This window comes from Parabacteroides sp. 20_3 (assembly GCF_964238835.1).
GTDB classification, from domain to species: Bacteria; Bacteroidota; Bacteroidia; order Bacteroidales; family Tannerellaceae; genus Parabacteroides; species Parabacteroides distasonis.
Genome location: NZ_CAXSNO010000001.1, coordinates 632,254 through 657,872 on the forward strand (window position 1 = coordinate 632,254; position 25,619 = coordinate 657,872).

At 46.7% G+C, this 25,619-nt stretch carries 15 protein-coding genes and 1 pseudogene; 13 read left to right on the forward strand and 3 right to left on the reverse strand.

Translation table 11 applies throughout. The features are described 5' to 3' along the window. Window positions 1-72 precede the first annotated feature (72 nt). Window positions 73-1,716 (reverse strand): diphosphate--fructose-6-phosphate 1-phosphotransferase, encoded by a 1,644-nt coding sequence (locus ACESPU_RS02715; RefSeq protein ID WP_005855923.1) that lies wholly within the window; start codon window positions 1,714-1,716, stop codon window positions 73-75. A 358-nt stretch (window positions 1,717-2,074) separates the two neighbouring features. Next, window positions 2,075-7,072: pseudogene (locus ACESPU_RS02720) on the reverse strand (DEAD/DEAH box helicase). 471 nt (window positions 7,073-7,543) lie between these two features. Here ACESPU_RS02720 and ACESPU_RS02725 point away from each other — a divergent pair. From ACESPU_RS02725 to ACESPU_RS02770, 10 genes are all read left to right on the forward strand, one after another. After that, on the forward strand, window positions 7,544-9,253 hold the full coding sequence (locus ACESPU_RS02725) for a helix-turn-helix domain-containing protein (RefSeq protein WP_121962350.1): 1,710 nt from the start codon (window positions 7,544-7,546) through the stop codon (window positions 9,251-9,253). Between the two features lie 119 nt (window positions 9,254-9,372). Beyond that, window positions 9,373-12,276: a hypothetical protein gene (locus tag ACESPU_RS02730; protein ID WP_057326635.1), complete on the forward strand. Its 2,904-nt coding sequence runs from the start codon at window positions 9,373-9,375 to the stop codon at window positions 12,274-12,276. 14 nt (window positions 12,277-12,290) lie between these two features. After that, entirely contained in the window at window positions 12,291-15,296 is a 3,006-nt protein-coding gene (locus ACESPU_RS02735) for a hypothetical protein (RefSeq protein ID WP_008780310.1), read from the forward strand. A 148-nt stretch (window positions 15,297-15,444) separates the two neighbouring features. After that, a complete protein-coding gene (locus ACESPU_RS02740) occupies window positions 15,445-16,569 on the forward strand; it encodes a TlpA disulfide reductase family protein (protein WP_008771781.1) in 1,125 nt (374 codons plus the stop codon). Between the two features lie 18 nt (window positions 16,570-16,587). Next, the gene (locus ACESPU_RS02745; RefSeq protein WP_005855911.1) at window positions 16,588-17,034 is read left to right on the forward strand and encodes an OsmC family protein; all 447 of its coding nucleotides are present in this window, start codon (window positions 16,588-16,590) and stop codon (window positions 17,032-17,034) included. Further along, window positions 17,024-18,979, forward strand: a complete 1,956-nt coding sequence (locus tag ACESPU_RS02750; RefSeq protein WP_373133120.1) for an alkyl/aryl-sulfatase — start codon at window positions 17,024-17,026, stop codon at window positions 18,977-18,979. The genes ACESPU_RS02745 and ACESPU_RS02750 overlap by 11 nt, the downstream gene beginning before the upstream one ends. Window positions 18,980-19,103: 124 nt before the next feature. Beyond that, the gene (locus ACESPU_RS02755; RefSeq protein ID WP_005855907.1) at window positions 19,104-19,796 is read left to right on the forward strand and encodes an iron-sulfur cluster assembly scaffold protein; all 693 of its coding nucleotides are present in this window, start codon (window positions 19,104-19,106) and stop codon (window positions 19,794-19,796) included. After that, window positions 19,789-19,980, forward strand: a complete 192-nt coding sequence (locus tag ACESPU_RS02760; RefSeq protein WP_005855905.1) for a hypothetical protein — start codon at window positions 19,789-19,791, stop codon at window positions 19,978-19,980. Before ACESPU_RS02755 ends, ACESPU_RS02760 begins: the two co-directional genes overlap by 8 nt. 9 nt (window positions 19,981-19,989) lie before the next feature. After that, window positions 19,990-20,991, forward strand: a complete 1,002-nt coding sequence (locus ACESPU_RS02765; protein ID WP_005855903.1) for a GGGtGRT protein — start codon at window positions 19,990-19,992, stop codon at window positions 20,989-20,991. A gap of 94 nt (window positions 20,992-21,085) precedes the next feature. Next, complete coding sequence (locus ACESPU_RS02770) at window positions 21,086-21,946, forward strand: nitroreductase family protein (RefSeq protein ID WP_022191780.1); 861 nt, start codon at window positions 21,086-21,088, stop codon at window positions 21,944-21,946. A gap of 137 nt (window positions 21,947-22,083) precedes the next feature. Here the strand turns inward: ACESPU_RS02770 and ACESPU_RS02775 are convergent, their stop codons facing one another. Beyond that, window positions 22,084-22,260 (reverse strand): DUF4250 domain-containing protein, encoded by a 177-nt coding sequence (locus ACESPU_RS02775; protein WP_005855899.1) that lies wholly within the window; start codon window positions 22,258-22,260, stop codon window positions 22,084-22,086. A gap of 163 nt (window positions 22,261-22,423) precedes the next feature. Here ACESPU_RS02775 and ACESPU_RS02780 point away from each other — a divergent pair, with 163 nt between their 5' ends. The 3 genes from ACESPU_RS02780 to ACESPU_RS02790 all read left to right on the forward strand — a co-directional run bounded on the left by ACESPU_RS02780 (window position 22,424) and on the right by ACESPU_RS02790 (window position 25,504). Then, complete coding sequence (locus tag ACESPU_RS02780; RefSeq protein ID WP_008771778.1) at window positions 22,424-22,876, forward strand: copper resistance protein NlpE; 453 nt, start codon at window positions 22,424-22,426, stop codon at window positions 22,874-22,876. Between the two features lie 301 nt (window positions 22,877-23,177). Then, on the forward strand, window positions 23,178-24,797 hold the full coding sequence (abc-f, locus tag ACESPU_RS02785; RefSeq protein ID WP_036613701.1) for a ribosomal protection-like ABC-F family protein: 1,620 nt from the start codon (window positions 23,178-23,180) through the stop codon (window positions 24,795-24,797). Then, a complete protein-coding gene (locus tag ACESPU_RS02790; protein ID WP_211737609.1) occupies window positions 24,794-25,504 on the forward strand; it encodes a phosphatase in 711 nt (236 codons plus the stop codon). Before abc-f ends, ACESPU_RS02790 begins: the two co-directional genes overlap by 4 nt. Window positions 25,505-25,619: the final 115 nt, after the last annotated feature.

Sequence of the window (25,619 nt, forward strand, 5' to 3'; positions counted from 1 at the left end):
GTAAATAAAAAGAGGATGCCAAATAAATGACATCCTCTCTAGCTTATATATTATATAATGTATAAGTCTGTATTAAGCTTGCTCCAACTGCAAAGTCTTAGTCGGCTGGTCGCAAACCTCCGTCGGGCCGAAGTACTGGATCGGACCCGGGTATACGTAGCTAGTAGTCAAAGCCCACTCGTCACGGTTTGCGGCGAATGCCTTGAAAGGAGCGCCGTCAAGCTTAACCAAAGCCTTCTGGATAACCGGCTTCATCTCGCCATGACGTTTCTCCATGTTCATCATCATAGTAACAGGGATACCACCGGCGATCCATTGATCAGCGGGAGCGGTCGTGTTACGTACGGAAGACATATAACCTGTCTTACCGGCGGCGATCAAGCAAGATGCCGTGTAACCCAAAGAGTAGCAGTAGTCCGCATCGTAGTTAGACGGAGCGGCGCAACGACCCTCGTAACCGAAGAAGTGGTGTTGTGCGGCGAACTTGCCTACGTACTTGCCCTCGGCCTTCCACTCAGCCAATTTCTTGCCAACCATCTCGGACAATAACTTCTCGGTCTCGATCAAAGAAACCTGTACGTTTCCGTGCGGGTCACGGTCCAAAGACAGCTGACGAGCTACGCCCTCCGGAAGAGAAGCGTACAGATCAGAGTTCTCCTTCGTCAACTTGCTGATGATATAAGCACGTTGCTCGCTCTTCTTGATCATCTTGAACTCAGCATCGTGCTTAGCCAAGAAGTCGTTCAACTCGGCAATCAAGCGTTTCATAGCCGGAACGAACTCGATCAAGCCCTCAGGGATCAATACCGTACCGAAGTTGTTACCCTCAGCGGCACGCTTAGCCACGATACCAGCCACGTAAGTAACGATATCGTCCAAAGACATATTCTTCTCCTCAACCTCCTCGGAGATGATACAAACGTTCGGTTGAGTCTGCAAAGCGCACTCCAAAGCGATATGAGAAGCGGAGCGACCCATCAATTTGATGAAGTGCCAGTATTTCTGAGCGGAGTTACAGTCACGTTGGATGTTACCGATTACCTCGGAGTAAACCTTACAAGCCGTGTCGAAACCGAAAGAGGTCTCGATCTGGGCGTTCTTCAAGTCACCGTCGATCGTCTTCGGGCAACCGATTACCTGTACGCCGGCGCCGATAGCCTTGTAATACTCGGCCAATACGCAAGCGTTCGTGTTAGAATCGTCACCACCGATAATAACCAAAGCCTTGATATCAAGTTCCTTCAAGATCTGAAGACCTTTATCGAATTGCTCTTTCGTCTCTAATTTCGTACGACCGGAACCGATCATATCGAAGCCACCCGTGTTACGGTACTCGTCGATAATATCAGCCGTCAATTCCATATATTTATGATCGATCAAACCGCCCGGGCCCAAGATGAAACCATACAGACGAGAATCTGCGTTGTGAGCCTTGATACCGTCGAACAAACCAGCGATCACGTTGTGACCACCGGGAGCCTGACCACCGGAAAGGATCACACCAACGTTCATGACAGGCATAGCCTTCTCCTCGTTACTCTTCTCGAATGTAACGATCGGCATTCCGTAAGTGTTCGGGAACAATTTCTTGATTTCTTCCTGATCGGCTACTGATTGAGTATACTCGCCGTCAACGGCTTTCACTGCACCTTTCAACGCAGCGGGTACCTTCGGTTGGTAAGCTGCTCTTGCGATTTGTAATGCACTCTTTGTCATTTCTTAATTGATTTATTTAGAAATTATTTGATACGTGTTCAAAAGTGACGCGAATATAAGGAAAAAAATCCGTATTAATAAAAAGACAGGGGGATATGTTCATTGAAAAATCACCCTAAAATTGGTTCCGAAGGAATGATTAACACTTTACAAGCCGATTTCCTAAAACAGGTCTGACAATATAGATCAACTCCTTCATCGTCCGCCCCAAATACATAATACTTTATCGTATAAACACACCTTTTTAGCTCCTTTACATAAAGACTTTATATGCATGCAAGCTTTATCCCTAGGTGTATCTCTAGATTATAAAATAATAAATATCAATTCCTCACAAGAAGCCCCTTTTACTATTTCCTTATTCCAACTTTAAATCCGGTAACTTTTTGACTATCTCCATGGTTTGTACGCTCACGTTGATTACGGAGAGTAGCAAGTCCAAGATATAACGGGGGTTATCATGCTCACGGCTCCAGTCATTCGGATCGTTCTTGATCAAGCTACTTGGATCGGTTTTCACTTGATAGCGCTCCATGATCCATTCGATAGCGGATTTACCGTTCACGATGTATTCATACGCCTCATCGGGTATGTTCTCTATACGAATCGAGCTGTTGTAGATAATCGTATCCTTTTGCCCCTTTTTCGGGAATCGCATTTTCTCTACCTCATAGTATTTATAATCCACCTTGACCGCATATAGATCCGTAGTTCCGGCAATCATACGACCATCCGGGGCCTCCTCCTTTTGCCTGTCGCCAATGACAGTCACGCCCTCATACGCAGGTATTTCCTCATAATTCAGATGCAGATTAGCCAGTTGCTTACCCGCATAGGAGAAATCGAGGAAAGCGTCTATATCTTCCACGATCGGGATACGTGGTAAGGATTTCTTCAGATCGGCCGCGAAGGCTTCCCGGTATTTCGGGGAATGAAGCAAGCCATACACATAGTAGAAGATGGTTTCTTTCGTGATCTTCCGGGCATTACCGAAACGGGTACGGACTTCTTTCAGTATCCAGTCGGTGATTCCGTCTCGACGGATGTAATCATCGTTTGATTCGGTATCGAATAAGGACAAGGTTTGCTGCTTGTTCTTGTTTTCTTCGTACCAGTAGAGAGGGAAGCATTGAGTTCCTGCATCCAAACAATTCAAATCTGGGATACAATTTGTAATAAGAGTGCTATTATTTTTTGTTCCCCCAAGACCACTAACACAAATCACTAAATTCTGATGAATAGAAGTCGGGAACATATTAAAAATAGGTCCTACATCATTTAGAACAGTCTTATCAAAATACAAATTTTGCTTTGAAAATGGACGATACAACCCTATAGAGGCATATTTAACATCATAAAAATGCTCTCTATTTTTTTCTACATCTTGTCTATAAGCTCTACTCCAACTTATTTTTAATGGGTCATTGTCAATAAAACTCACAACATCAATATTCGGATTATACCTTTTATATTCTTGATATTTTAATCTTTACTCATTATAGAACTCATTTGATCGTCTCATTGACTCAAGCATTTTTTGTCTCGAATAGTTATAAGCCCATGAATCGCGAGAAGAACCTATGCCTCTTGCATAAACAGCATTAAATAGAGTTAGCTTATTAGCTTTATTATCCTTATCACCCAAAAGTATCAAAGAATCAAACACATCCCCTCTCTGATTAATCCAATCCCCTTTCTCATTCGGAGCAACAATCTCCCATTGTAATTTACTAGAATCAACGGAATCAAACTCACTTATCTTTTTAAGCTTCTGCTCACGAGATAAATAATCACCAATATCATGATAATAAATCGTCGCTTTCCCTTTCTTTTTCGGGTTCTTTATTAAGAAGGTGATTGATATAGGCGTACGAGAACCTGAACCAAATATTTTACCGCCTTCTTTACGAGACAACTCACCACTCGTACGTTGGTTTCCCCTTAAATTAAACACATATACACTCGAATATTCATCCTCAAGACATTTCCTAAATCCTTCTTGAGCATTTCCATCAATCCAAGCCCCATTACTAATGAAAGCTACCACACCCCCATCCTTGCAATCCGCAATACGATCACTCGCCCAACGAAACGCCTTAATATAACTATCATAAAGAGAGTTCTTATTAGTCGCTTGAGCGGCTTTGGCATACGTCTCGGCAATCCGTTTATCCAAATGAGCGTAACTCAAATTCTGCGCATTATCATTCGCCGATTTCTGTCCGACCGAGTACGGAGGATTACCCATTATAACCCGTACCGGAGCTTTCTTTTGCTTATCCACATTCGCCGCATTCTCGGGAAACCAAGTCTGATCCAAGACATTCTCCTCGTTCTCGGTTGTATGGAAAGTGTCCGTTAAGCAAATGCCCTCGAACGGCAAATAAGTATCTCGCTTTACGAGACTATGAAAGACGCTCTCGATATTGACATCAGCGATATAATAAGCGAGCAAGACCAACTCATTGCAATGAATCTCATTCTTATATTTACGTTCCAGATCTTCCGGACGGATCAAACCGCTTTGTAACAAACGGGTAATGAAAGTACCCGTCCCCGTGAAAGGATCTAAGATATGTACATTCTCATCCGAAAGGCTGCAATCAAATTCCTTGCGCAAGATATCGTCAACGGAATGAATAATAAAATCCACGCATTCCACGGGTGTATAAACGATACCCAGCTTATCCACGGTCTTCGGGAAAGCACCCTTGAAGAACTTCTCATACAGATTTTTGATAAGCATCTGCTTTCCTTCCAGATTGTCAATATCGCCCACGTTCATGCGCACGTTCTCATAGAATTTATTCAATACCTCCGTATCCTTTTCCATGGCCTCGCTCTCCAGTAGCTCCAACATACGTTGCATACTACGGCTGACCGCATTATTCTTGACAAACTGATAGTCCTTAAACAAGGCATCGAATACCGGACGTGTAATCATATGCTGCGCCAGCATCTCCACCGCTTGTCCCTCGTCAATGGAAGGGTTCAAGTTCTTTTGCAAGCCATTCAAGAATTCAACGAAAGCCTCTTTGTGTAATCCCTCTTTCACGACACGGGCGATGCGCTCTATAAATTTCTGGGCGATCAAACCGATCTCCCTCGCCCAGTTCTCCCAATACAGGCGATCTCCGACCTTCTCGACCATCTTCGCGTAGATCCCATCTTGCAAAGAACCGAAACGAAGTTCCAACTGGCGAGCGATTTCCTCATTACTTAGCTCGGTCGCCCCCGTCTGTTGATCCTGCGGATCGGGCATCCAATCCTTCCCGTGCATCCGGCCCGAGCCTTGCGGTATCCCGGCGACAACCACCTTGGGAGGCTTCACCTTATTCAAATGTATCTTATTGACCGTAGCGTTAAACTCATCGTCGTGGGCACGCAAGGCATTCAAGATTTTCCAGACCACGGAAAAACGCTCGTTATCCTCCATCGCCTTCTCCGGCTCCACATCCGCCGGAACGACTACCGGGACAATGATATAACCATATTTCTTCTCATCCGTAGCCCCCTTGTGGAACGTACGCATCACACGCCCCACGCTCTGCACGACATCCACCTCGCTATTACGGGCGGCTACAAAAAGAACAGCGTCCAAAGCCGGCACATCCACCCCTTCGGACAAGCAACGCACGTTCGATAGAATACGGCACTCGTTCGGATTGCCGGTCTCCTCCTTCAGCCAAGCGATCTTCTCCTCCCGTGTAGCGGCATTCATCGCCCCGTCGATATGTTGAACCTCGATATCCACGACCTCTTCCCGTGCTTCCTCCGACAAGGATTCCTTATATTTTCTCACCATCGTAGGCATCACGGCGGCAAACCCCTTGGAAGAGATACCACTCCCCCGCTCACTCGGATTAATTGTCGAGCAAAACGCCACGGCCCGCCGCATTAATACCGGGTCCGCCTCCTTCGTAACCCCCTTATCTCCTTTTATGCGTTTGGACAAGCCATTGATGCAACCGATCAGCTTACTGGCGTCATCCATCTTTATTTCCTTTTGTTGTTTATCCTTGACATCCTCTAGGATAGAATCCGGGATATCATCCTCGCTAATCGTCAGCACCAATACCTTATAGTCCGTCAGCAGTCCCTCACGCACGGCACGTCCGAATCCGATCCGGAAAAACTCCTCGCCATAATAGTCCGGGTTATTCATGCTCCACAACACTAAATCCTTGTCTTTAGCCGTCGCCTTGGCATTGTCATTATAATAACGTGGAGTAGCCGTCATGTAAAGACGCTTTTTCCCTCGGATCAAGTCATTGTTATGTATTTTAGTAAAATGACTCTCATCACGACCTTTTTGCTTAAAACCGGTTGTCCGATGCGCCTCGTCGCAAACGATATAATCGAATATGCCATAAGACGGATCAGCCTCCAATAGCGCTCGCTGCGCCTCGGCCAAGACATCTATACTTTGATAGGTCGAGAATACGACAACCAGTCCGTCCGTATCCTTATAGCCTAATAATTGCCGTTTTATCGAGTTGATATTTGTCGTGGCGGGCAATGGGTTATCGATGATACTCGTCTCGTCATTATCGAAATCGTTCCTTTTGGAAGCCTTGGAATCCGAGCAAATACAAACAGCCTTCATCCTGTACTTCGTATCTGTCATCCAAGCATTCAGCGATTGTCCTAAAAGAGCGATACTGGGGACCATGAATAAAATCAGTCCCTTGCCCCCGGTCTCTTGCTCTATGATCTCCAAGGAGGTGTACGTTTTTCCCGTTCCACAAGCCATGATTAGTTTTCCCCGGTCATGTACCCTGAAATATTCATGAGCCGCTTTCATCGCTTCCAACTGATGCTTGCGAGGCTGTTTACCTTCCCGTAAAGCCGCTTTTCCCGTATCCCCTTTCAAGAGTTTATCCCAATCAACCGGAGAAGCCTCCAACTCATGCATATTGATACGAGTCACCGGAATGTCTTGACCTTTCAACGTCTCTTCCGCATTCGCTCCCCAGCGCAAGGTGGTAGAAACCCAGATCAGGTTACTGAAATACGTGGTCTTCAAGGTTAAATCATCTATAAACGCACGATGAGCGGTGGATATAAAGGAGTCTACGACCGCCTTGCTGATGATGGCCTTCTCATCATAGCATTTACACTGGATGGCCCAATAATCACCCAAATCAGTTTTCGCCACCAAGTCTATACCTAGATCTTTCCCTCCGAAATCCTTTTTCCCCGGAAATTCCTCCCAAAGCCAAACCTCCTGTAGTTTATCCGCATAGCGGGGGTCCGTTTGGAACCATTTCTTTATCAGTTTCTCAAACTTCGCTCCTTTTTCTCTTTCGGTAAAAGATTCGGTACGGAATCTTTGAAGTACTTCTTTAAATGTCATTGTCTCGATCATCCGTTGTTTAGTCCTCAAAAGTACATAAAACTCCACTTATTTCAATAAATTGGACAGATTTTCATTGGAGACATAGTCAACCTTCAACAAGAAGAGGGTGTGTCACCATGAAGTGAACACGAGAAAACAGGTAGCTTATTGTATATTTTACTTGGCTGTTTTTTTACCCGGTCGTGTCTTTCCAAAAACACGTACGTAATTTTCAAGAAACACGTACATGTTTTTTCGAAAACATGTACGTGTTTTACTCAAATCTCTATCATAATTTATATCCGTCTAATTATAAGCAAGTTATAAATTATTTCAAACAAATGCTTTATTGTATTTTTTTAATCCGTTTACTCTGTAGGCTACTTCGATGGCACAATAGAGTAAACTATTCATCAATTTGCACCTAATTATCACAAAAGACTTCGTATATTTACATCTTCTATTAACGTTAGTTAATCACAAGATTCGATGCGAAAAAGCCCTCTTGCACTCCTATTATCGCTTATCTGCTTGATCTCGTCTCATAACGAGATACAAGGTCAAGGACATCCCCCCACAGATTCCTTACGGCAATTGGCTGCCACCTGTGAGGGTAAAGAAAAGCATGATCTACTGATGCGTATAGCCATGTCCACCAACGATATCGCCGACTGGGACGCTACGCTCAACGACGCTATCGACCGGTGCGATACTCCGGCTATCTGTCAATCAAGATTGAATCGTATACAATGCCTCTTTAATTTCTACTCCGTGGATTCGGCTATCATCGAGGCGCAGGAAAGCCTTCCTTTTATATTGGATGCCAAGCAATACAGTTTCTACTTCTCCACCTATAATACTTATATATCCGGATTGTTCAAGCAAAGACGGTTCGACGAGGCCCGTGAGGAAGCCACAACCATGTTCGAGACGGCGCAACAGGTTAAACAACCGGTAGGCATGACGATGGCCTTGCAGGTACAAGGCAGCATGTATTATAAACTCGGCTTATACGACCAAGCCCTCACCTCGCTGGAAAAAGGGATCGCTATATGCCCCACTTACGAGAATGGCGAGAACCAAGTACTCTACATCTCGGCCGTTCTTTACGAATGGCTCTTCATGACCGCCCTGAAGGTGAACGACACGGAACGCATATCCCGTTACGCCGACAGCTATGCCGCCCTTGTCAAATGGAGGGACGAGCATGGGAAAGTGGATCCTACCGGACATTATCCTGTCACCTCCCGCTCTCTCCAAGCCTTCTCTTTCCTAAAGAAAGGGCAAATAAAAGAGGCGAGACGATTGTTGGATGAGGCAGTCCGGTTTATTCATCCCCAAATCCCGGCCAACGCCTATGAGCATTTTTACGAAGCCCGCCGAGAATTACGGGAAATGACAGGAGATTACCAAGGGGCTATCAAGGATATGGATATCCTGTTAGCTGCTCATGAGGGCGACCTATCTTTCTATATGGACGATTTGTTGAAGAAAGCGGAACTTCTGGCTCATTCCGGAGATCCCCGGTCCTGTATATCTCTCTATCATACGTATATACAGGCGAAAGACTCGGTAAACCGGTTGGATATCGCCTCTCGGATGGATCAACTACGGACTATTTACGAGGTAGACCGGCTCAACCAAGAGAGGCAATACGCAAGGAACTGGATGTTCGCCGCCTTTACCGGTTGCTTGCTCCTTGTCCTTTTGCTAGCGGGATATATCATTTATTCCCAATGTCTAAAAGCAAAGAACCAAGTGCTTTACAGACGTATACAGGAACAGATCCGGCAGGAGAATAAGGCGGTGGAAACCATTAAGCAAATACCCGAGAACGATCTTTCCCGGGAATTACGTTTATTCATAAACTTGAACGAGTTATTGAAAAAAGAAAAACTATACACCGATCCCACCTTGAACCGGGATGATCTGGCACAATGTTTGGGGACCAACCGTACCTACTTGATGGAAGCCGTACGTACTTACGGCGGGAATATGACCGTCCGCGAATATATTTATGATTTTCGCCTAAAGCATGCCGCCGAACTGCTCTCCTCTCCCTCCGCCCTCTCGATCGATCAAATCTGCTATGACTCCGGGTTCGCTTCCCGCTCGGTATTTTACCGCCTTTTCCGACAGAGCTATGGCCTGTCTCCTAACGAATATCGAAAACTTGCGGAGAAAGAAAAAGAAAATTAAAATACTATATTTCAAAAACTTGCGCCACACGGACAAATGTTTTGCGCCACACGGACAGCTTTTAGGATTACTATTCGCATATTGAAGCAATATCTGTTAATCCTAAAAACAAGCTATATATGAAGACAAATTATTTTTTTCTCCTTTTCTTTCTTTTGATTCTGATGGGATGTTCGGATGACAAAAACATTCCGGATATCCCGGCCTCCACAGAGGACACCTATGAAGGAGTACACGATCTGATCAGTTTCACGAAAGAAACCGAAGATTTCACGTATGGAGACCTGACTTTCCACATCAAGACTCCCGACGGGAACATTATCCAACGGAAAGCCAAGCACCGGCGATTATCCGGGACTTCCCTATTCACTATGGAAAAAGGGCTGAAGGAGGGTAAATACCAGCTACTATATATGGAATATACCATCCAATCGGATTGCCCGGACATTGACGGGCGGAATGGGGAGTTCGGCATGGGGTGCTACATTACCGTCAGTGAGAATGGGATCTCCACCGAAACCAACCGTGACGAGCGAATCGGCCTGTATGGGAACGGTACGCCGGAAGATCCGTACCGGATAACCTCTGCCGATGATTTGGCGAAGATACAAGAAGCGATCCTCAACTTCCACAACAATGGTAACCTTGTTAATTCCTCCACCTGCTTCGAACAACAAAATGACATTAGCATGGCCAACTATAATGACCAATGCGGCTGGGAGGGCAACTGGTACCAGATCGGATTATCAGCCAGTTATCCTTTCACGGGCTATTATGACGGCAACGGCTATACGATCCGGGATTTGAAAATGTTAGATAAAAACGCCGTGGGCGCTAGTTTGTTCGGCTTCGTAAATCAAGCCATCATCTCGAATCTCACCATCGAGAAAGCCACCATAACCGGCTATGGAGCGCTATCGGCTATCGTAGGAGCCGTTACCACCAAGGGGGGAAGCATCAATAAGACATTTATAAAAGGGTGCGTAGTAAAAAAATCCACCATCGAAAGCCGTAGCGATGGCGTAGTCACGGACGGCATGGCCATAGGCGGGATCGCCGGCATGGTAGATCCGAACGTAAATCTCTGGATAGATTCCTGCTCAGTAGAGGATTGCACTATAAACGGGGCGATCGCCGTAGGAGGAATCCTTGGCGGAGGAACAGTGTACTCAATGACACAAATCACGAACTCCCACAACCGGAATACCAAGGTAACCGCATCTTACAATTGTGCCGGAGGAATCGTTGGGTACGCCGATACGCTCTATGTATATTCATGCAGCAATAATGGCACTATCAAAGGTGCCGCATCCACAACCGTTCCTCCCGGAAACCTTCCTGCCAATTCTATATATAATGTAGGAGCGGGCGGGATCGCCGGAGGAAGCGGATTGAGCACCATCATTTCCAGCCGAAACAGCGGGACGGTGCAAGGAAGCAGGGGCGTAGGGGGAATTATCGGAAGCACACTGGTAACTACCCAGCCGAAAACTTATTATAATAACACGTTTATCGGTTTTTGCTCGAACTCGGGGAATATAAACGGCGACAGTTATATAGGAGGATTATGCGGTGAGGCGCAACTTGGCGCTTATAAATCGTATAATGAGGGTATGATCGAGGCTAATTCATCCTTCGCTGGTGGAATTTTAGGATTCGCTCCCTTGGCCTCCATCACCAATACGGCGAATTTCAATAAAGTAATCGCCTCCTCTTATAGCGGAGGAATAGCCGGTTCCATCCTTGCCGGCTCGTTGGGTATTAACACGAATCTGGGGGAAGTAGCCTCCTACCATGAATATGCCGGTGGTATGATAGGAAGGGCAGGGAATACGCTTGCCATGAACTATTGTTCCAATTTCGCGCCGATATCAGGCTCCTCATACCTCGGTGGTATGATCGGCGAGGTAGGCGACGCAAAGAAATGGACGATCATGGATGGCGTATCCTTGGGGTTTGCCACATTCGAGCTGGCGTCTACTCTTGTCGGATTTGTCCCTTTCGCTAAAATCGTGGGAGAAAGCGGAGAAATCCTTGTTAACTGCGCCCTTACAGTACTTAGCCTCGTCTTAAATGATATCGATATTTTATCAGAAGGTTTTAGCGTATTCGGGCTTATTTCACACGGTCATCCGGAGATTATAGAAACAGAGAGGCTGAAAGGTGTCATTACCCATGATATCGCCATGTTGGAATCAGACATGGACACGAAACTGGCCAATAAAATAGATAACCTATCGTTCGCAAGCATCAAACTGAGGAGCAAAGATATGACAAATAGGTTCATGTCTAATCGAAAGGCATTAACAGAATGGTTTGAAAGTGGGGCAAACCACCAGATTTATAGTGACGCGATGAATTATAAGAGAGGGTTGCTCTCCAAACAGATCCTTAAAAGCAAAAAAAACGAAGAAGTTCTACATACGGTTGTCAGTGGTGTTTGTTGCGCGGTCAATTCAGCCTTGCTTTTTGTTACAGTTATCACTTTCCCCGAAGGTGTTCCCGCTGTAGCCTTGATGGGAGGTGCGCTAGCGTTAGTCAGTTTCGGCAATTCGGTTTCGGCCACTCTTGATGATTTCGTGGAAAACTCCGTCGTTATCACACAATGCTTGAACGCCGGAGAGATTGGCCAATATAGCAGCGGAGGCTTGGTAGGCCAACTTCAGCAAAGCTGCCTTATCTCCGATTGTATAAATATGGGACGCTCAAATAAAAGAGCCAATGCCCTAATTGGAGTTGTCAATCCAAACGTAAGGGTAGGCAGGAACTTGAATGTCGGGGAGAATTGGTATCTTTTCGCACCTCCCGCATCCGTTTCTTATTTTGGGAATTACTGCATGCTGGGCACTGTAGAGCAACCGAATCCTGTGATTATGAACATATTCAGCTTACAAGACTTAAAGTCGGAAAAGACCTTTACTGGATGGGACTTTGATGTAAAATGGGAAATACCATCCAACGAAACAGGCAGCTTTCCGATCCCTAAGAAATCCGAGATGCAATTTGATAAACCTAATTTATAAATAAACGAACAAACATGAAAACATACACTAAAACAATATGGAATATATGCGCATGCATGCTTATCATCTTGCTCGGCGGATGCGCAGACGATGACATCATACGAAACGACTGCGGATCGACCTTGCAAGAGACAGAATCTCATCTAATAAGCACGTTCTCCTTGCCGGAAGGCAAAACTCCCATACAAGATACGAGAGAACAGATCTTTTTCCAGTTGAGATCGCTGAGCGATAACTCCATACAGCTCATGGAAGGTAAGATCCGGAAAAACGCGGGGATTCTTTCCTGTGAAATGTTTATCCCCAATAATCTGGTATTAGAAGATGGAGACTATATACTTTGGTTAAAATTCGATGAAGAAGGCAGCGTCTATCCACTAAGCTATCATCTGACATTCCGTGACAAGATGGTCAGTATGGTACGTGATACTAAATATATTTACGAGATGCTGAATGGCGAAGGTACGGAAGAAAATCCTTATCTGATTACTTCCACCAACGATTTCGCCTATCTCGTGTCTCAATTAGCCACGTACGACAGTAATTACGGATACGGGCAATTCTTCAAGCAAATAGCCGACATCAAAGCTCCTATCCCCAATTGCCTGTATCAAGGCAACGCTTATAAAAGCGCCCCGTTCGCGGGAAACTACGACGGTGATTCCCATAAGATACTAAACCTAACCTATCTCGGGACGAACGGCGGAGAGCAAAGCGACGCAATCGGGCTTTTCTCCATTTTACACGACGGGGCAGTGATCCGGAATCTTGATATAGAAGGAGCGGATATAGAGTATCCGGGGAATTGTTGCGGATTGCTTGCGGGAGTAGCTAACGGAAATATACGAATCGAGAATATAACCTTAAACGGGAATATCAAGTCCACGAAGGATAAGGTTGGCGGTTTAATAGGCTATATCGAGGGCAACGCCCAGTCGTTGGCACAAATCAGTATCCGGAATGTGCGATTGGGCGTCTCATTCTCGGAATCCGGCAGCTCTTATATCGGAGCGTTGATCGGCTGGGCCGAGAACGCTTCCATTCAAGTGGAGGATATCAGTAGCGACGGGATTTTCAAAAACTTGAGAGGGAATAATCATGTGGCCGGTCTGATCGGGAAATTATATGGTCAAATCGATGCCAGAAAAATTAAGCTGCAACATACCACCTTAAACGATTTCCCGATATCCGGAAACCAGAACGTAGGCGGATTGATCGGTGAGGCATTCTTACAGGCGGCATCCAATTTCAAAGACATAACCATCGACATGCCGATCAAAGGTAGCTCCTATGTCGGCGGATTGATCGGTCAGATCCGGTCGGAAACCCCTACCAATATCCTCATCGCCATCGAGAACTTCCAGTTGTCCAATCCGGCAAATCGGTCTCAAATCCAAGGGGGTAGTTATGTGGGTGGAATGATCGGATATTCCCACAAAACACACGCTAACGCATTTACGATAGAGCTTAAAGGGGAATCCTTGTTTCATGCCTCGATAACCGGGCAGTCTGTTATAGGAGGTATTTTCGGTTCTTTAGATGATACCCAAATACAATTTACCCCGGCCTCACGATTGTATATGGATAATGAATCCCTTGAAGCTTCTTCAGGGATTTGTGGCACTTTAGCCGGAGCCTTATCTTACCAAGAACCGGGGAAAGAAATTCTTTTGGATCCGGAAATATTGGTGATTAATCCCAACATCAAAATAAAAGGAGGAAATAACGTAGGAGGAATCATCGGAAAATTATATAATGGGACGTTGACAGGAACCTATACCCCCGAATTCAGTACCACGAACGTAATCGTGAGCAAGATTCCACGACCTATTTTCCCGGGTAACATAAATTCGGAAAAACCCTATCGAGAAAATGCCGCTTCTATTGGAGGAATTGTCGGATATGCCGATAAATCTACTCTCAGAAGACTCTTCACGCAACCTTCCATTTACGGCAGAAGTACAGTCGGAGGAATCATCGGATATGCGAGCGATACTCAAATATCAGATTGCGGCGTGAAAACAGAAACATTTAATAATGGGAATAATAGCGCCATTATGGTAGGAGGAATTATCGGACAAGCATCGTGCTCATCCCACTGTGAGTTTTCCAATCTAGTAAATTACAGTAATATCTCCTCAGGATCCAATTATATCGGAGGCATTTTCGGGAGTATGGTAGCGGGAACTAGCGTAAAGATCAATAAAGTCGTGAATTTAGGTAAGATATCAGCCACAAATAACGTAGGCGGTATCATAGGGAAAACTTCAGGAAAAGACATAGAGGTTTATGACGCAGCTAATTTCGGCGTAATCCAAGGTATCGCAGGAGATAAAGAATGCGGAGTGGGCGGTATAGCCGGTGCCGCCGAGGATGCCATTACAATTTATAAATCCGTTAACCACGGAAATATCACCATAAACAGGAATGCCAAGTATTATGGAGCAGGAGGTATCTTGGGGTATGTGAAGCAAGGGGGAGCACATGTCCGTTACTGCTGTAACCGGGCAAATATAGACTATCCGAAAGATAAAGAAGACAGCCATGGCATTGGAGGTATCGTGGGTAGCATAGAAAAGGCTAACGATAACGACGACAGTTACGTACTGGATTGCTACAATATGGGAGAAATCAACGGACAGCAAAAAGCGACCAGCACGCTTGGTACCGACTACCGGGGAGGGATCGTAGGAAACCTCGGAAGCCACGGGAGATGTTACCGGGCCGTGAACGGGGGTTATGTCCGCTTTGGAAACGCAGGTGTCGGATACGGCAACAAGAAGAACCTGACACATATCTATATCTCGCCCGGTACAGGCAAAGACTTTGGGGCAACGTCTATCCCTCTACCAATCAGAGAAGATAAAAATATTTACCAAGGATTCGACTTCACGGGAGATCATGATCCAAACCGGCAACCGGTCTGGGTTCTGGGTGGCACATATAGCTCGGAGAATAAAATGCTACCCTACTTGCATTCAGGAAAATGTTATTTCCAATTCGCAAAATATGCCCCATAAAATACACCCTCTTTAATACACTCTATATATATCCATACCGGGCGCGAACTATTCATCGGTTTGCGTCCGGTTTTCACAAAAGACTTCGTATATTCGCGAAGTCAATATTCCATATTTTAATACATTACTTACATAACACAAATACAAAATGAAAAAGTATCTTACTCTTGCCGCATCAGCTCTGCTCCTAGCCGCATGCAGCGAAAAACCGGGTTACGAGATCAACGGTACCGTAGCGAACACCGATCTAAACGGAAAATACGTTTACCTGTATGAATATGGCGTACAAGACGCCGCCCCAATGGATAGCGCATTGGTGCAGAACGGCACGTTCACGTTCAAGGGAACACAGAACGCCCCTGCCTTACGCAAGCTTGCCTTCGCCGAGGATGTCGTGGAACCCAAACGTGCCGCTTCCGGCGAGAACGCTCCTTTTACAAGCGTATTCGTACTGGAGAACGGTAAATTACAGGCTGTTCTTGACGAGGCCGCTTCCGCCGTTTCCGGAACACCGGAGAATGACGGCCTGAAAGCCCTGCAAGCACAAATGAAGACTTTGCGTGCGGATCTGGAGAAGCTTTCCGCCGACATGAAATCAGAGGATAAGGAAGTCGTAAGCGCCGCCGAGAAGAAATATGACGAGATCGACCAAAAGGTAACCGATGCCGTCAAGACTTACATATTGAATAATACGACCAAGCAATCCGCCGCCAAGTTATTATACGATTTCCGTTACAGCTTGGACGAGGCGGCCCAGAACGAGATTATCGCCAAGGCGGACTCCGCTTTCAAGGCCGTTCCGAACATCGATAAGCTCATGGCTCACCTAGATGTACTGAAAACCGTAGCCGTAGGCAAGAAGTTCGTGGACTTCGAGATGGCCGACCCGAACGGTAAGACGCACAAGTTATCCGAGTTCGTAGGCAATGGCAAGAACATCGTGTTGATCGATTTTTGGGCAAGCTGGTGTCCTCCTTGCCGCCGGGATATGCCGAATTTGGTAGCCGCTTACAAGAAATACAAGAACAAAGGTTTCGAGATAGTTGGCATCTCCTTGGATAGCAAGGCTGACGCATGGGCGAAAGGCGTAAAGGACCTGAATATCACATGGACCCAACTCTCCGACTTGCAAGGCTGGAAAAACTCCGGTGCTCAACTATACGGGGTAAACAGCATCCCTCACACCGTATTGGTGGATAAGGACGGAACGATCATCGCCAAGAACCTACATGGCGAGGAGATCGACGCTAAACTTCAAGAAATATTGAAATAATAATAACAATAACACGATATGTCCGCCCAAATCACGTTAAACTGGACGAAGGACTCGACTTTCGAGACCTTGCTGGACGGCCATAAGGTTACGATCGACACAACTGCCGAGAACGGGGGTAATAATGAAGGCCCCCGTCCCAAGGCTTTAATGCTGGTCGCCTTGGCCGGATGCAGCGCAATGGACGTAATCTCCCTTTTCCTTAAAATGAGAGTACGTTTCGACAAAATCTCTATCGACGTAACCGCAGAGACTTCGGATACGATCCCGATGGTATATACCGCATTCCACGCTACATACCATATCGACGGGAACATCGGGGACGCCGCCAAAATAGAGAAAGCGATTCGCCTTTCACAGGAAAAATACTGTGGCGTAGGACTTATGATGAAAAAGATAGGCCCGATTACCTACGATATCTTACTGAACGGCGAACCGCTTAAACCACAAAAACATGAAGATTAGAAAACAGTTCTTACTTTTATTTATCTCTACCAGTCACTTGTTCGTATATGCGCAAAACACGGAACCTTCAATGTTTACGAAAGAGGCTAACGAACAAGTGGTGAAATCACTCCCATTTGAAAACAAACAAGATTTTGAAGACGCTACCCGTGGCTTTATCGCCACGATAGACGAACCTTCCATTATCGACGAGACAGGAAAAGAGGTGTATGGATTAACTGTCTGGGATTTCCTGCGTCAAGAGGCTCCGGCATCCGCCAACCCTAGTCTTTGGCGACAAGGGCAACTCAACCGCATACACGGCTTATTTGAGGTATTACCCGGTAAAATATACCAGATACGAGGATTCGACCTCGCAAATATGACGTTTATCCGTAGTGATAACGGTTGGATCGTCATAGATGTATTGCTCTCGAAAGAGACGGCCCTAGCAGGTTATAATCTTCTGAAGAAACATGTAGAAGATCTTCCGGTCAAGGCGGTTATCTATACGCATCCTCATGTGGACCATTTCGCGGGAATAGACGCTATATTGGAGAACGCCCCCAATAAGCCCGAAGCGATCGAGATCATTGGCCCCAAGGGTTTCTTTGAAGATGCCGTCAGCGAGAACCTGATGGCGGGTGTAGCCATGGGGCGAAGAGCTACCTATATGTATGGCCGCAGTCTACCTAAAAATGAGAAAGGAAATATAGGTACTGGTTTAGGACAAACTACCGCGGCAGGAACTACGGGCTTGGTCCCTCCTACCCGTGAGATATCCGAGGAGGGCGAGACTTTACGAATTGATGGTGTCGAGATCGTATTCATGTCCGTACCCGGCGCCGAGGCTCCCTCGGAAATCATGATGTACTTCCCTGGGATGAAAGCTTTCTGCGTAGCCGAGGAAATCAACCGTACCCTGCACAACCTGCTGACCTTACGAGGGGCGAAGGTCCGGAACGGCCAATTATGGAGCAAATATATCGACCGGGCGATCACGGAGTGCGGCGATCAGGTAGAGGTATCCTTCTCTACCCACCATTGGCCGACTTGGGGCAATAAGAACATCGTCGCTTACTGGGAAAAGCAGCGGGATCTATATCGCTACTTACACGACCAGACACTTCACCTCGCCAATCAAGGATATACACCTCGAGAAATAGCAGAGATGATTAAATTACCAAGCTCTATCGCCAACGAGTTCGCCAACCGGGGATATTATGGAACCGTTAGCCATAATGTAAAAGCCCAATATCAAATGTATTTCGGCTGGTTCGACGGCATCCCCGCCCATCTGAACCCACTCCCGCCGGTAGAAGAAGGTAAAAAATACGTAGAGGCTATCGGAGGAGAGGACGAGATAATGAAAAAGGCACGAGAGGCATACAATCAAGGAGAATACCGTTGGACGGCTACTTTGCTGAACCATCTCGTTTTCGCTAATCCAAAGCATAAACCCGCCCGCCAATTACTTGCGGACACGTACGCTCAATTGGGCTACCAAGCGGAAAGCGGTCCGTGGCGTAATTTCTACCTGACCGGAGCTATGGAACTGACCGAAGGCATCGCTGGTAAAGGCAAGGCCAACTCAAACCGGGCACGTATGTCCCAGAACCTAAGTCCCGAAATGCTATTCGATTTGCTCGCTATCCAAATAAATGGAGAAAAAGCGGCCGATAAAGACTTAATAATAAATATTATCTTAACCGATACGAACGAACAGGCCACCTTGATCTTAAAGAACGGCGCCTTATCGAACCGTATCGGCAGGCTCCATCCGGCCCCTACCGTAACTTTGGAAGGAGACAAACAAGTCATCTACGCAAGTCTCATGCAGCCGGAGAATATAGCGGCAAATCTGCAAGCCCATAAGTTATCGGTAACCGGGAAACTTGAAAGCCTAAAAGAGCTATTCTCCACTTTTGAGGCTCCGGACGCTTATTTTAATATCATCGAGCCTTAAACCTTTCCCGCCTCTTGCATGGCTGGATTAAAAAATTTATCTTTGTGCGATCTTTAGAGAAAGCGATATTACTATAAAATTAGCATAAAGTTTTATTACACTTTAATATAATAAATTAGCGATTATGATTTATTCACATGAAGTTCAACACATGTGTGTTGTAAAGAAGGGAGCTAACCACCAGTGCGCTCCGATTCCTGAAGAAGGAAAGTGGGTTAGAGCAACTCAGATCACTGATATCTCTGGTTTGACTCACGGTATCGGTTGGTGCGCGCCGAAACAAGGTGGATGTAAGCTGACATTAAACGTTAAAGAAGGAATCATCCAAGAGGCTCTTGTAGAGACAATCGGTTGTTCCGGTATGACTCACTCAGCGGCTATGGCTTCTGAGATCCTTCCGGGTAAAACTCTTTTGGAAGCATTGAACACAGACCTTGTTTGTGACGCTATCAACACCGCTATGCGCGAGTTGTTCTTGCAGATCGTCTACGGTCGTACACAGTCCGCTTTCTCAGAGGGAGGTCTGCCTGTAGGCGCTGGCTTGGAAGACCTTGGTAAAGGTTTGCGTAGCCAAGTGGGTACGATGTTCGGTACATTGGCTAAAGGTCCCCGCTACTTGGAGATGGCCGAGGGATATTGCACGCGCATGGCATTAGACGCTGATGACGAAGTAATCGGTTATGAATTCATCCACTTGGGTAAATTCATGGATATGGTTAAGAAGGGTATGGACGCTAACGAGGCACTGGAAAAGGCGAAAGGCTCTTACGGTCGTTTCAAAGAAGCTGTAAAATATATCGATCCTCGTAATGAATAAGAAAACATTTACACGTGTCCTCATCGGGCTGAGTGTTATCACGGCTGTGGCTACGCTTATCACGTATTTCGTGATGAAGCCGGAGAAACCGTGGTTGGCGTTTTACGTGGCTTGTTGTGGCGGTGTATTGGTTTTCAACTTTCTGATATCTTTATTCCTAGTAAATAAGAATTTTAAAAAGTAAAAAAATAATATGGCTTTATTTGAAAGTTATGACCGTCGTATTGATCATATCAACGCGGTATTAAACGAATATGGTATCAACGGTATCGAAGACGCAAAGGCTATCTGCGATGCTAAAGGTATCGACCCTTATACAATGTGTAAGGAAACTCAACCGATTTGTTTCGAGAACGCTTGCTGGGCTTACGTAGTAGGTGCCGCTATCGCTATCAAGAAAGGTTGTACGAACGCTGCCGAGGCTGCCGAGGCTATCGGTATCGGTTTGCAGGCATTCTGTATCGCTGGTTCTGTTGCGGATGACCGTAAGGTGGGTATCGGCCACGGTAACTTGGCCGCTCGTTTGCTTCGCGAGGAGACTAAGTGTTTCGCTTTCTTGGCTGGCCACGAGTCTTTCGCCGCAGCTGAGGGTGCTATCAAGATCGCCGAGATGGCAAACAAGGTTCGTAAAGAGCCTTTGCGTGTTATCTTGAACGGTTTAGGTAAGGATGCCGCTAAGATCATCTCTCGTATCAACGGTTTCACGTATGTACAGACTCAGTTCGACTACATGACAGGTGAGGTGAACGTTATCGAGGAGAAAGCTTACTCTAACGGTCTTCGTGCGAAAGTTAAGTGCTACGGCGCTGACGACGTTCGCGAGGGTGTGGCTATCATGCGTAAGGAAGGTGTTGACGTATCTATCACGGGTAACTCTACGAACCCGACTCGTTTCCAACACCCGGTAGCCGGTACTTATAAGAAAGAATGTATGGAGAACGGTCACCCGTATTTCTCTGTTGCTTCTGGTGGTGGTACGGGCCGTACTTTGCACCCGGACAACATGGCCGCTGGTCCTGCTTCTTATGGTATGACGGACACAATGGGCCGTATGCACGGTGACGCTCAGTTCGCTGGTTCTTCTTCCGTACCTGCTCACGTAGAAATGATGGGATTCCTAGGTATGGGTAACAACCCGATGGTAGGTGCTACGGTTGCCGTAGCGGTTGCTATCGAGGAAGCTATGAAGAAGTAATCAACTAAACAATAAAATAATTGTTTATATATAGACTCCTGTAATCTTGATGGTTGCAGGAGTTTTTATTTTACTTATCAAAAGGAGGAAAAGGATGACACTAAACATAGACCAAGAGAGTTGCATCAAATGCGGGAAATGCGTACGGGTATGCCCTTCGGATATATTCACGCAAGAAAGGGCCGGAGAGACGATCGGGCTGGTACGTGTGGAAAGCTGCATCGTTTGCGGGCATTGCGTGGACGTATGTCCGACGGGCTCCGTGTCGCACAGCGAATTCCCGCCGGAGAAAACGCATACGATCGATTACAGCCAAATGCCTACGCCGGAGCAGGTGATGTTGCTGATCAAGTCACGCCGTTCCAACCGGACATTGACCTCGAGGCCCGTCCCCAAGGAGATGCTGGACAAGATCGTGGAGGCCGCTCATTCTGCGCCGACGGCGACAAACTCCCAAAGCCTCTCGTTCACCGTCGTCACCGATCCGCAAAAGCTACGGCAGGTGAGCGATTATACGATAGGCGTGTTCGACTCCTTGGCGAAGCTATTATTGAATCCCGTCGTGAAATGTGTGGTCAAGCCGTTTATGAAGGATGTCTATAAATACGTACCGGTATTCAATCGGTTGAAAGAGGAACACAAGGCGGGTAAAGATCCGATTCTCCGGAAAGCCACCGCCCTGCTACTGATCCATACACCGAAGTCCAACCGATTCGGAAGTGAGGACGCTAACCTCGCTTATCAAAACGCCTCCTTGATGGCGCAATCGCTTGGGGTAAGCCAGATCTATATGGGCTTTGTACTCACTGCCATCCGGCAGGAAGGAAAAGATACGCTCGCCAAGACGCTAGGGATCGACGGCAAGATACAAGCGATCATGGCGCTCGGCATACCGGCTTTCAAATACCCGAAGTATACGGACCGGAAAGAGATCGTCAAGAACTATATCGAGTGAGACTTGATGGAGACAACCTTATCGACCGGGGTATGCGATCCATTGGATTACGCATCGTAAGTCAATGGATTACGATACGTAAGTCATTGACTTATGGTTCGAATCTCATAGGTTTACCGGGCTAGGATCACTCCCAATCACCAGAACTTATTATGCTCCGGGCTGTATTCAAAACCAGCGTCTTTAAGTTTTGTAAGAAGGGATTTCTTGTTCACTTGCAAATCCTCGCATAAATCGTCGAGGGAAGAATAATTGTCACGAAGTTTCATATTGATGAAGCTGAATAGCATCATCGGATCGTTTGGTAATGACATAATCTTACGAATAAAAATGTTATCTATGTTTTACAACACAAAGATAATGCTTTTTCGCCAGATGGAACCCAGGCACGATCCTTATTATTTGAATATCGGTTCGCAACAAAACAATCCACAAACTGGTTTTAAATAACGAGAACTTATAATTCAATTGAATGACATGAAAAAATATGTATTAGTAGTAGCGGTAGCCGCAGCCCTATTCAGCTGTAGCGGCAACCCAAAGGCAGACGCCACGCAAACAGACAAGAACAAGCAGGAAACCGCCCAAGTACCGGATATGCACAACGCAGAGACCTCCTTGGATTACTGGGGCGTTTACGAAGGGACATTACCAGCCGCCAGCTCGCCGGGTATTAAAACGACCTTGACATTGAACAAGGATAAAACCTTTACCCTCCGCTCCGAATATATTGACGAGAAAGACGGTATTTTTAATGATAAGGGAACTTACACGCTGGATGGTAACGTCTTGACAACGAAACAAGAAGGGGGAGACATCACGTATTATAAGGTAGAGGAAGGCCAACTGAAAATGCTGGACCAGCAGAAGCAACCCATCACGGGCGACTTAGCCAAGTTCTATATCCTTAAGCAAACAAAGAAATTCTAGGCTTTATCCCCATAAGTATATACTTTCAAGGGCAAAAGCATACCCTTTTGTACATGAAAGTATATACTCATTTGCCTAAACCCAAAACTATTCCTACCTTTGCGTCCCTATATAACTATATAATTACTCCAATGAGAATAGCCGCTTAATTTATCTCAAGATGTCGTTCTTTCCATCCGGAAAGCCCTCTACTTCGTACAGGGCCGATTTCGTGGCGACATACTCGAGGCTATCGCGAAACCGATCATCATCGGTATTTCTTATCCATTTTAGTATCTCACATTTTAAATCAGTTCACACTATGAGTATCGTAGCGCAAAAAATCACGTATATACATCCGGACAACCAAGTCTTATTCAAGGGGATCGACTTAACGATCAACAAGGGGCAAAAGGTAGCCTTAGTCGGGAACAACGGATCGGGAAAATCCACCTTCCTCCGTATCTTGGCTGGAACCTTGCAAGCGCAGGAAGGGGAGATTATCTATCCGACCCCACCCTATTACGTACCCCAGCATTTCGGGCAATATGATAACCTGACGGTGGCCCAGGCCCTACGTATCGACGGCAAACTAGAAGCCTTGCGGGCGATTACCGAGGGCGACGCCTCCCTCTCTAATTTCAATACGCTGGCGGATGACTGGACGATCGAGGAACGGAGCCTCGCCGCCCTGCACGCTTGGGGTTTGGAGCATATCCTCCTCTCCCAACCGATGCGCACATTAAGTGGCGGCGAGAAAACCAAGGTTTTCCTCTCCGGAATCGAGATCCACCAACCCTCGATCCTACTATTGGATGAGCCGACTAACCATCTGGATAAGCGTAGCCGGGAGAAGTTATACGATTTCATCACGTCTTGCCGTATCACCTTGTTGGTCGTCAGCCACGATCGTACCTTATTGAACCTATTAGCTTCCATAGCGGAATTATCCGTCGGGGGGATCACCCTTTACGGGGGTAATTATGATTTCTACAAGGGACAAAAAGAACAGGAACAGGCTTCCATGCAAGAGAAACTGGAAGCGAAGGAGAAAGAGCTTCGCAGGGTCAGGAAAACCGCCCGTGAGGTAGCCGAGCGAAAACAAAAGCATGAATCCCGGGGAGAGAAGCAAAGCGTCCGGAAAGGAATCCCCCGGATCATGATGGGCGGATTGAAGGAGAACGCCGAGAAAAGCGCCTCCAAACTAAAAGAGGTTCACGAGGACAAGATGGAGAACCTTGCCAACGAGCTAAAGCAAATGCGCTCCTCCCTACCCGACCTTCAAGGCATGAAACTGGATTTCAGCGCATCCGGCTTACACGAAGGCAAGATATTGGTTACCGCCAAGGAGATCAATTTCGGTTACGCCGAGGCCGGCGATCTATGGCCCTCCCCGATGAGCTTCCAGATCAAGAGTGGGGAACGGTGGCTGATACAAGGCGATAACGGTTCAGGCAAGACGACTTTGCTGAAGTTGATTACCGGCCAGTTACCGCCTCGTAGCGGTTCCTTGATCCGTGCGGATTTCTCCTCTATCTATATCGACCAAGAGTACTCGATCGTCCGGAACGACCGGACGGTGTACGAGCAAGCGCAAGCCTTCAACGAGCGTCATTTCCAAGAGCACGAGATCAAGACCTTGCTAAACCGTTTCCTCTTCCCGCACGACACGTGGGAGAAGAGCTGCGGGAAGCTGAGCGGAGGCGAGAAAATGAGGTTGGCTTTCTGCTGCCTGATGATCAGCAACCAGACTCCGGACCTGTTTATCCTAGATGAGCCGACCAATAATCTCGACATCCAAAGCATCGAGATTATCACCTCCATGGTCCGTGCGTACAGGGGCACGATCTTGCTGATCTCGCACGACGCTTATTTTATTCGGGAATTGGGTATCCACCAAATAATAACTACCTTCGCGGGTAGGTTAAAGACGAATTTATGAAGACGTTACTTGACGTGCATACCCATACGGTAGCCAGTGGGCATGCCTTTAGCACCCTGCAAGAAATGGCAGCGGCCGCCTCCGAGAAAGGACTGAAGTTACTAGGTATAACAGAGCATGCCCCCGGCATACCGGGGACATGCTCCCCGATTTACTTCCGCAACCTGCACGTGGTTCCCCGCCGGATATACGGTGTCGAGTTATTGCTCGGGGCGGAATTGAACATCATCGACTATAAGGGCACGATCGATCTGGGCGAGGAGTACTTCCCGATGCTGGATATCCGGATAGCGGGCATCCACTCGCTTTGTTACAAACCGGGAACGGTCGAGCAGAACACGGAGGCGATGATCGGGGCGATCCGCAACCCGCATATCCACATCATCAGCCACCCGGGAGACGGCACGGCCGAGGTGGATTTCGAGCCTATCGTATTAGCGTCCAAAGAGCATCACACGTTGCTGGAGATCAACAACAGCTCTCTCAACCCGGTCCGCAAGAAACTCACCGCCCGGGATAATAACCTCACGATCTTGCGCCTATGCAAGAAATACGAGGTTCCTGTGATTTTAGGGAGCGACGCGCATATCTCTTTCGATATAGCCCGGTACGATCATATCTACGAGTTATTGCAAGAGACACGATTTCCGGAGGAATTGATATTGAACGACAAGGTAGAGGCGTTCAAGAAGTTCATAGGGAGATAAGCGGTGCCTTACATCCGGGGCAGATACATTCCTGCAACCGCGCAGATACATTCCTGCAGCGGGGTAGATACGGACGTGCAGCCGTGCAGATACGCACCTGCAGCCGTGTAGATAC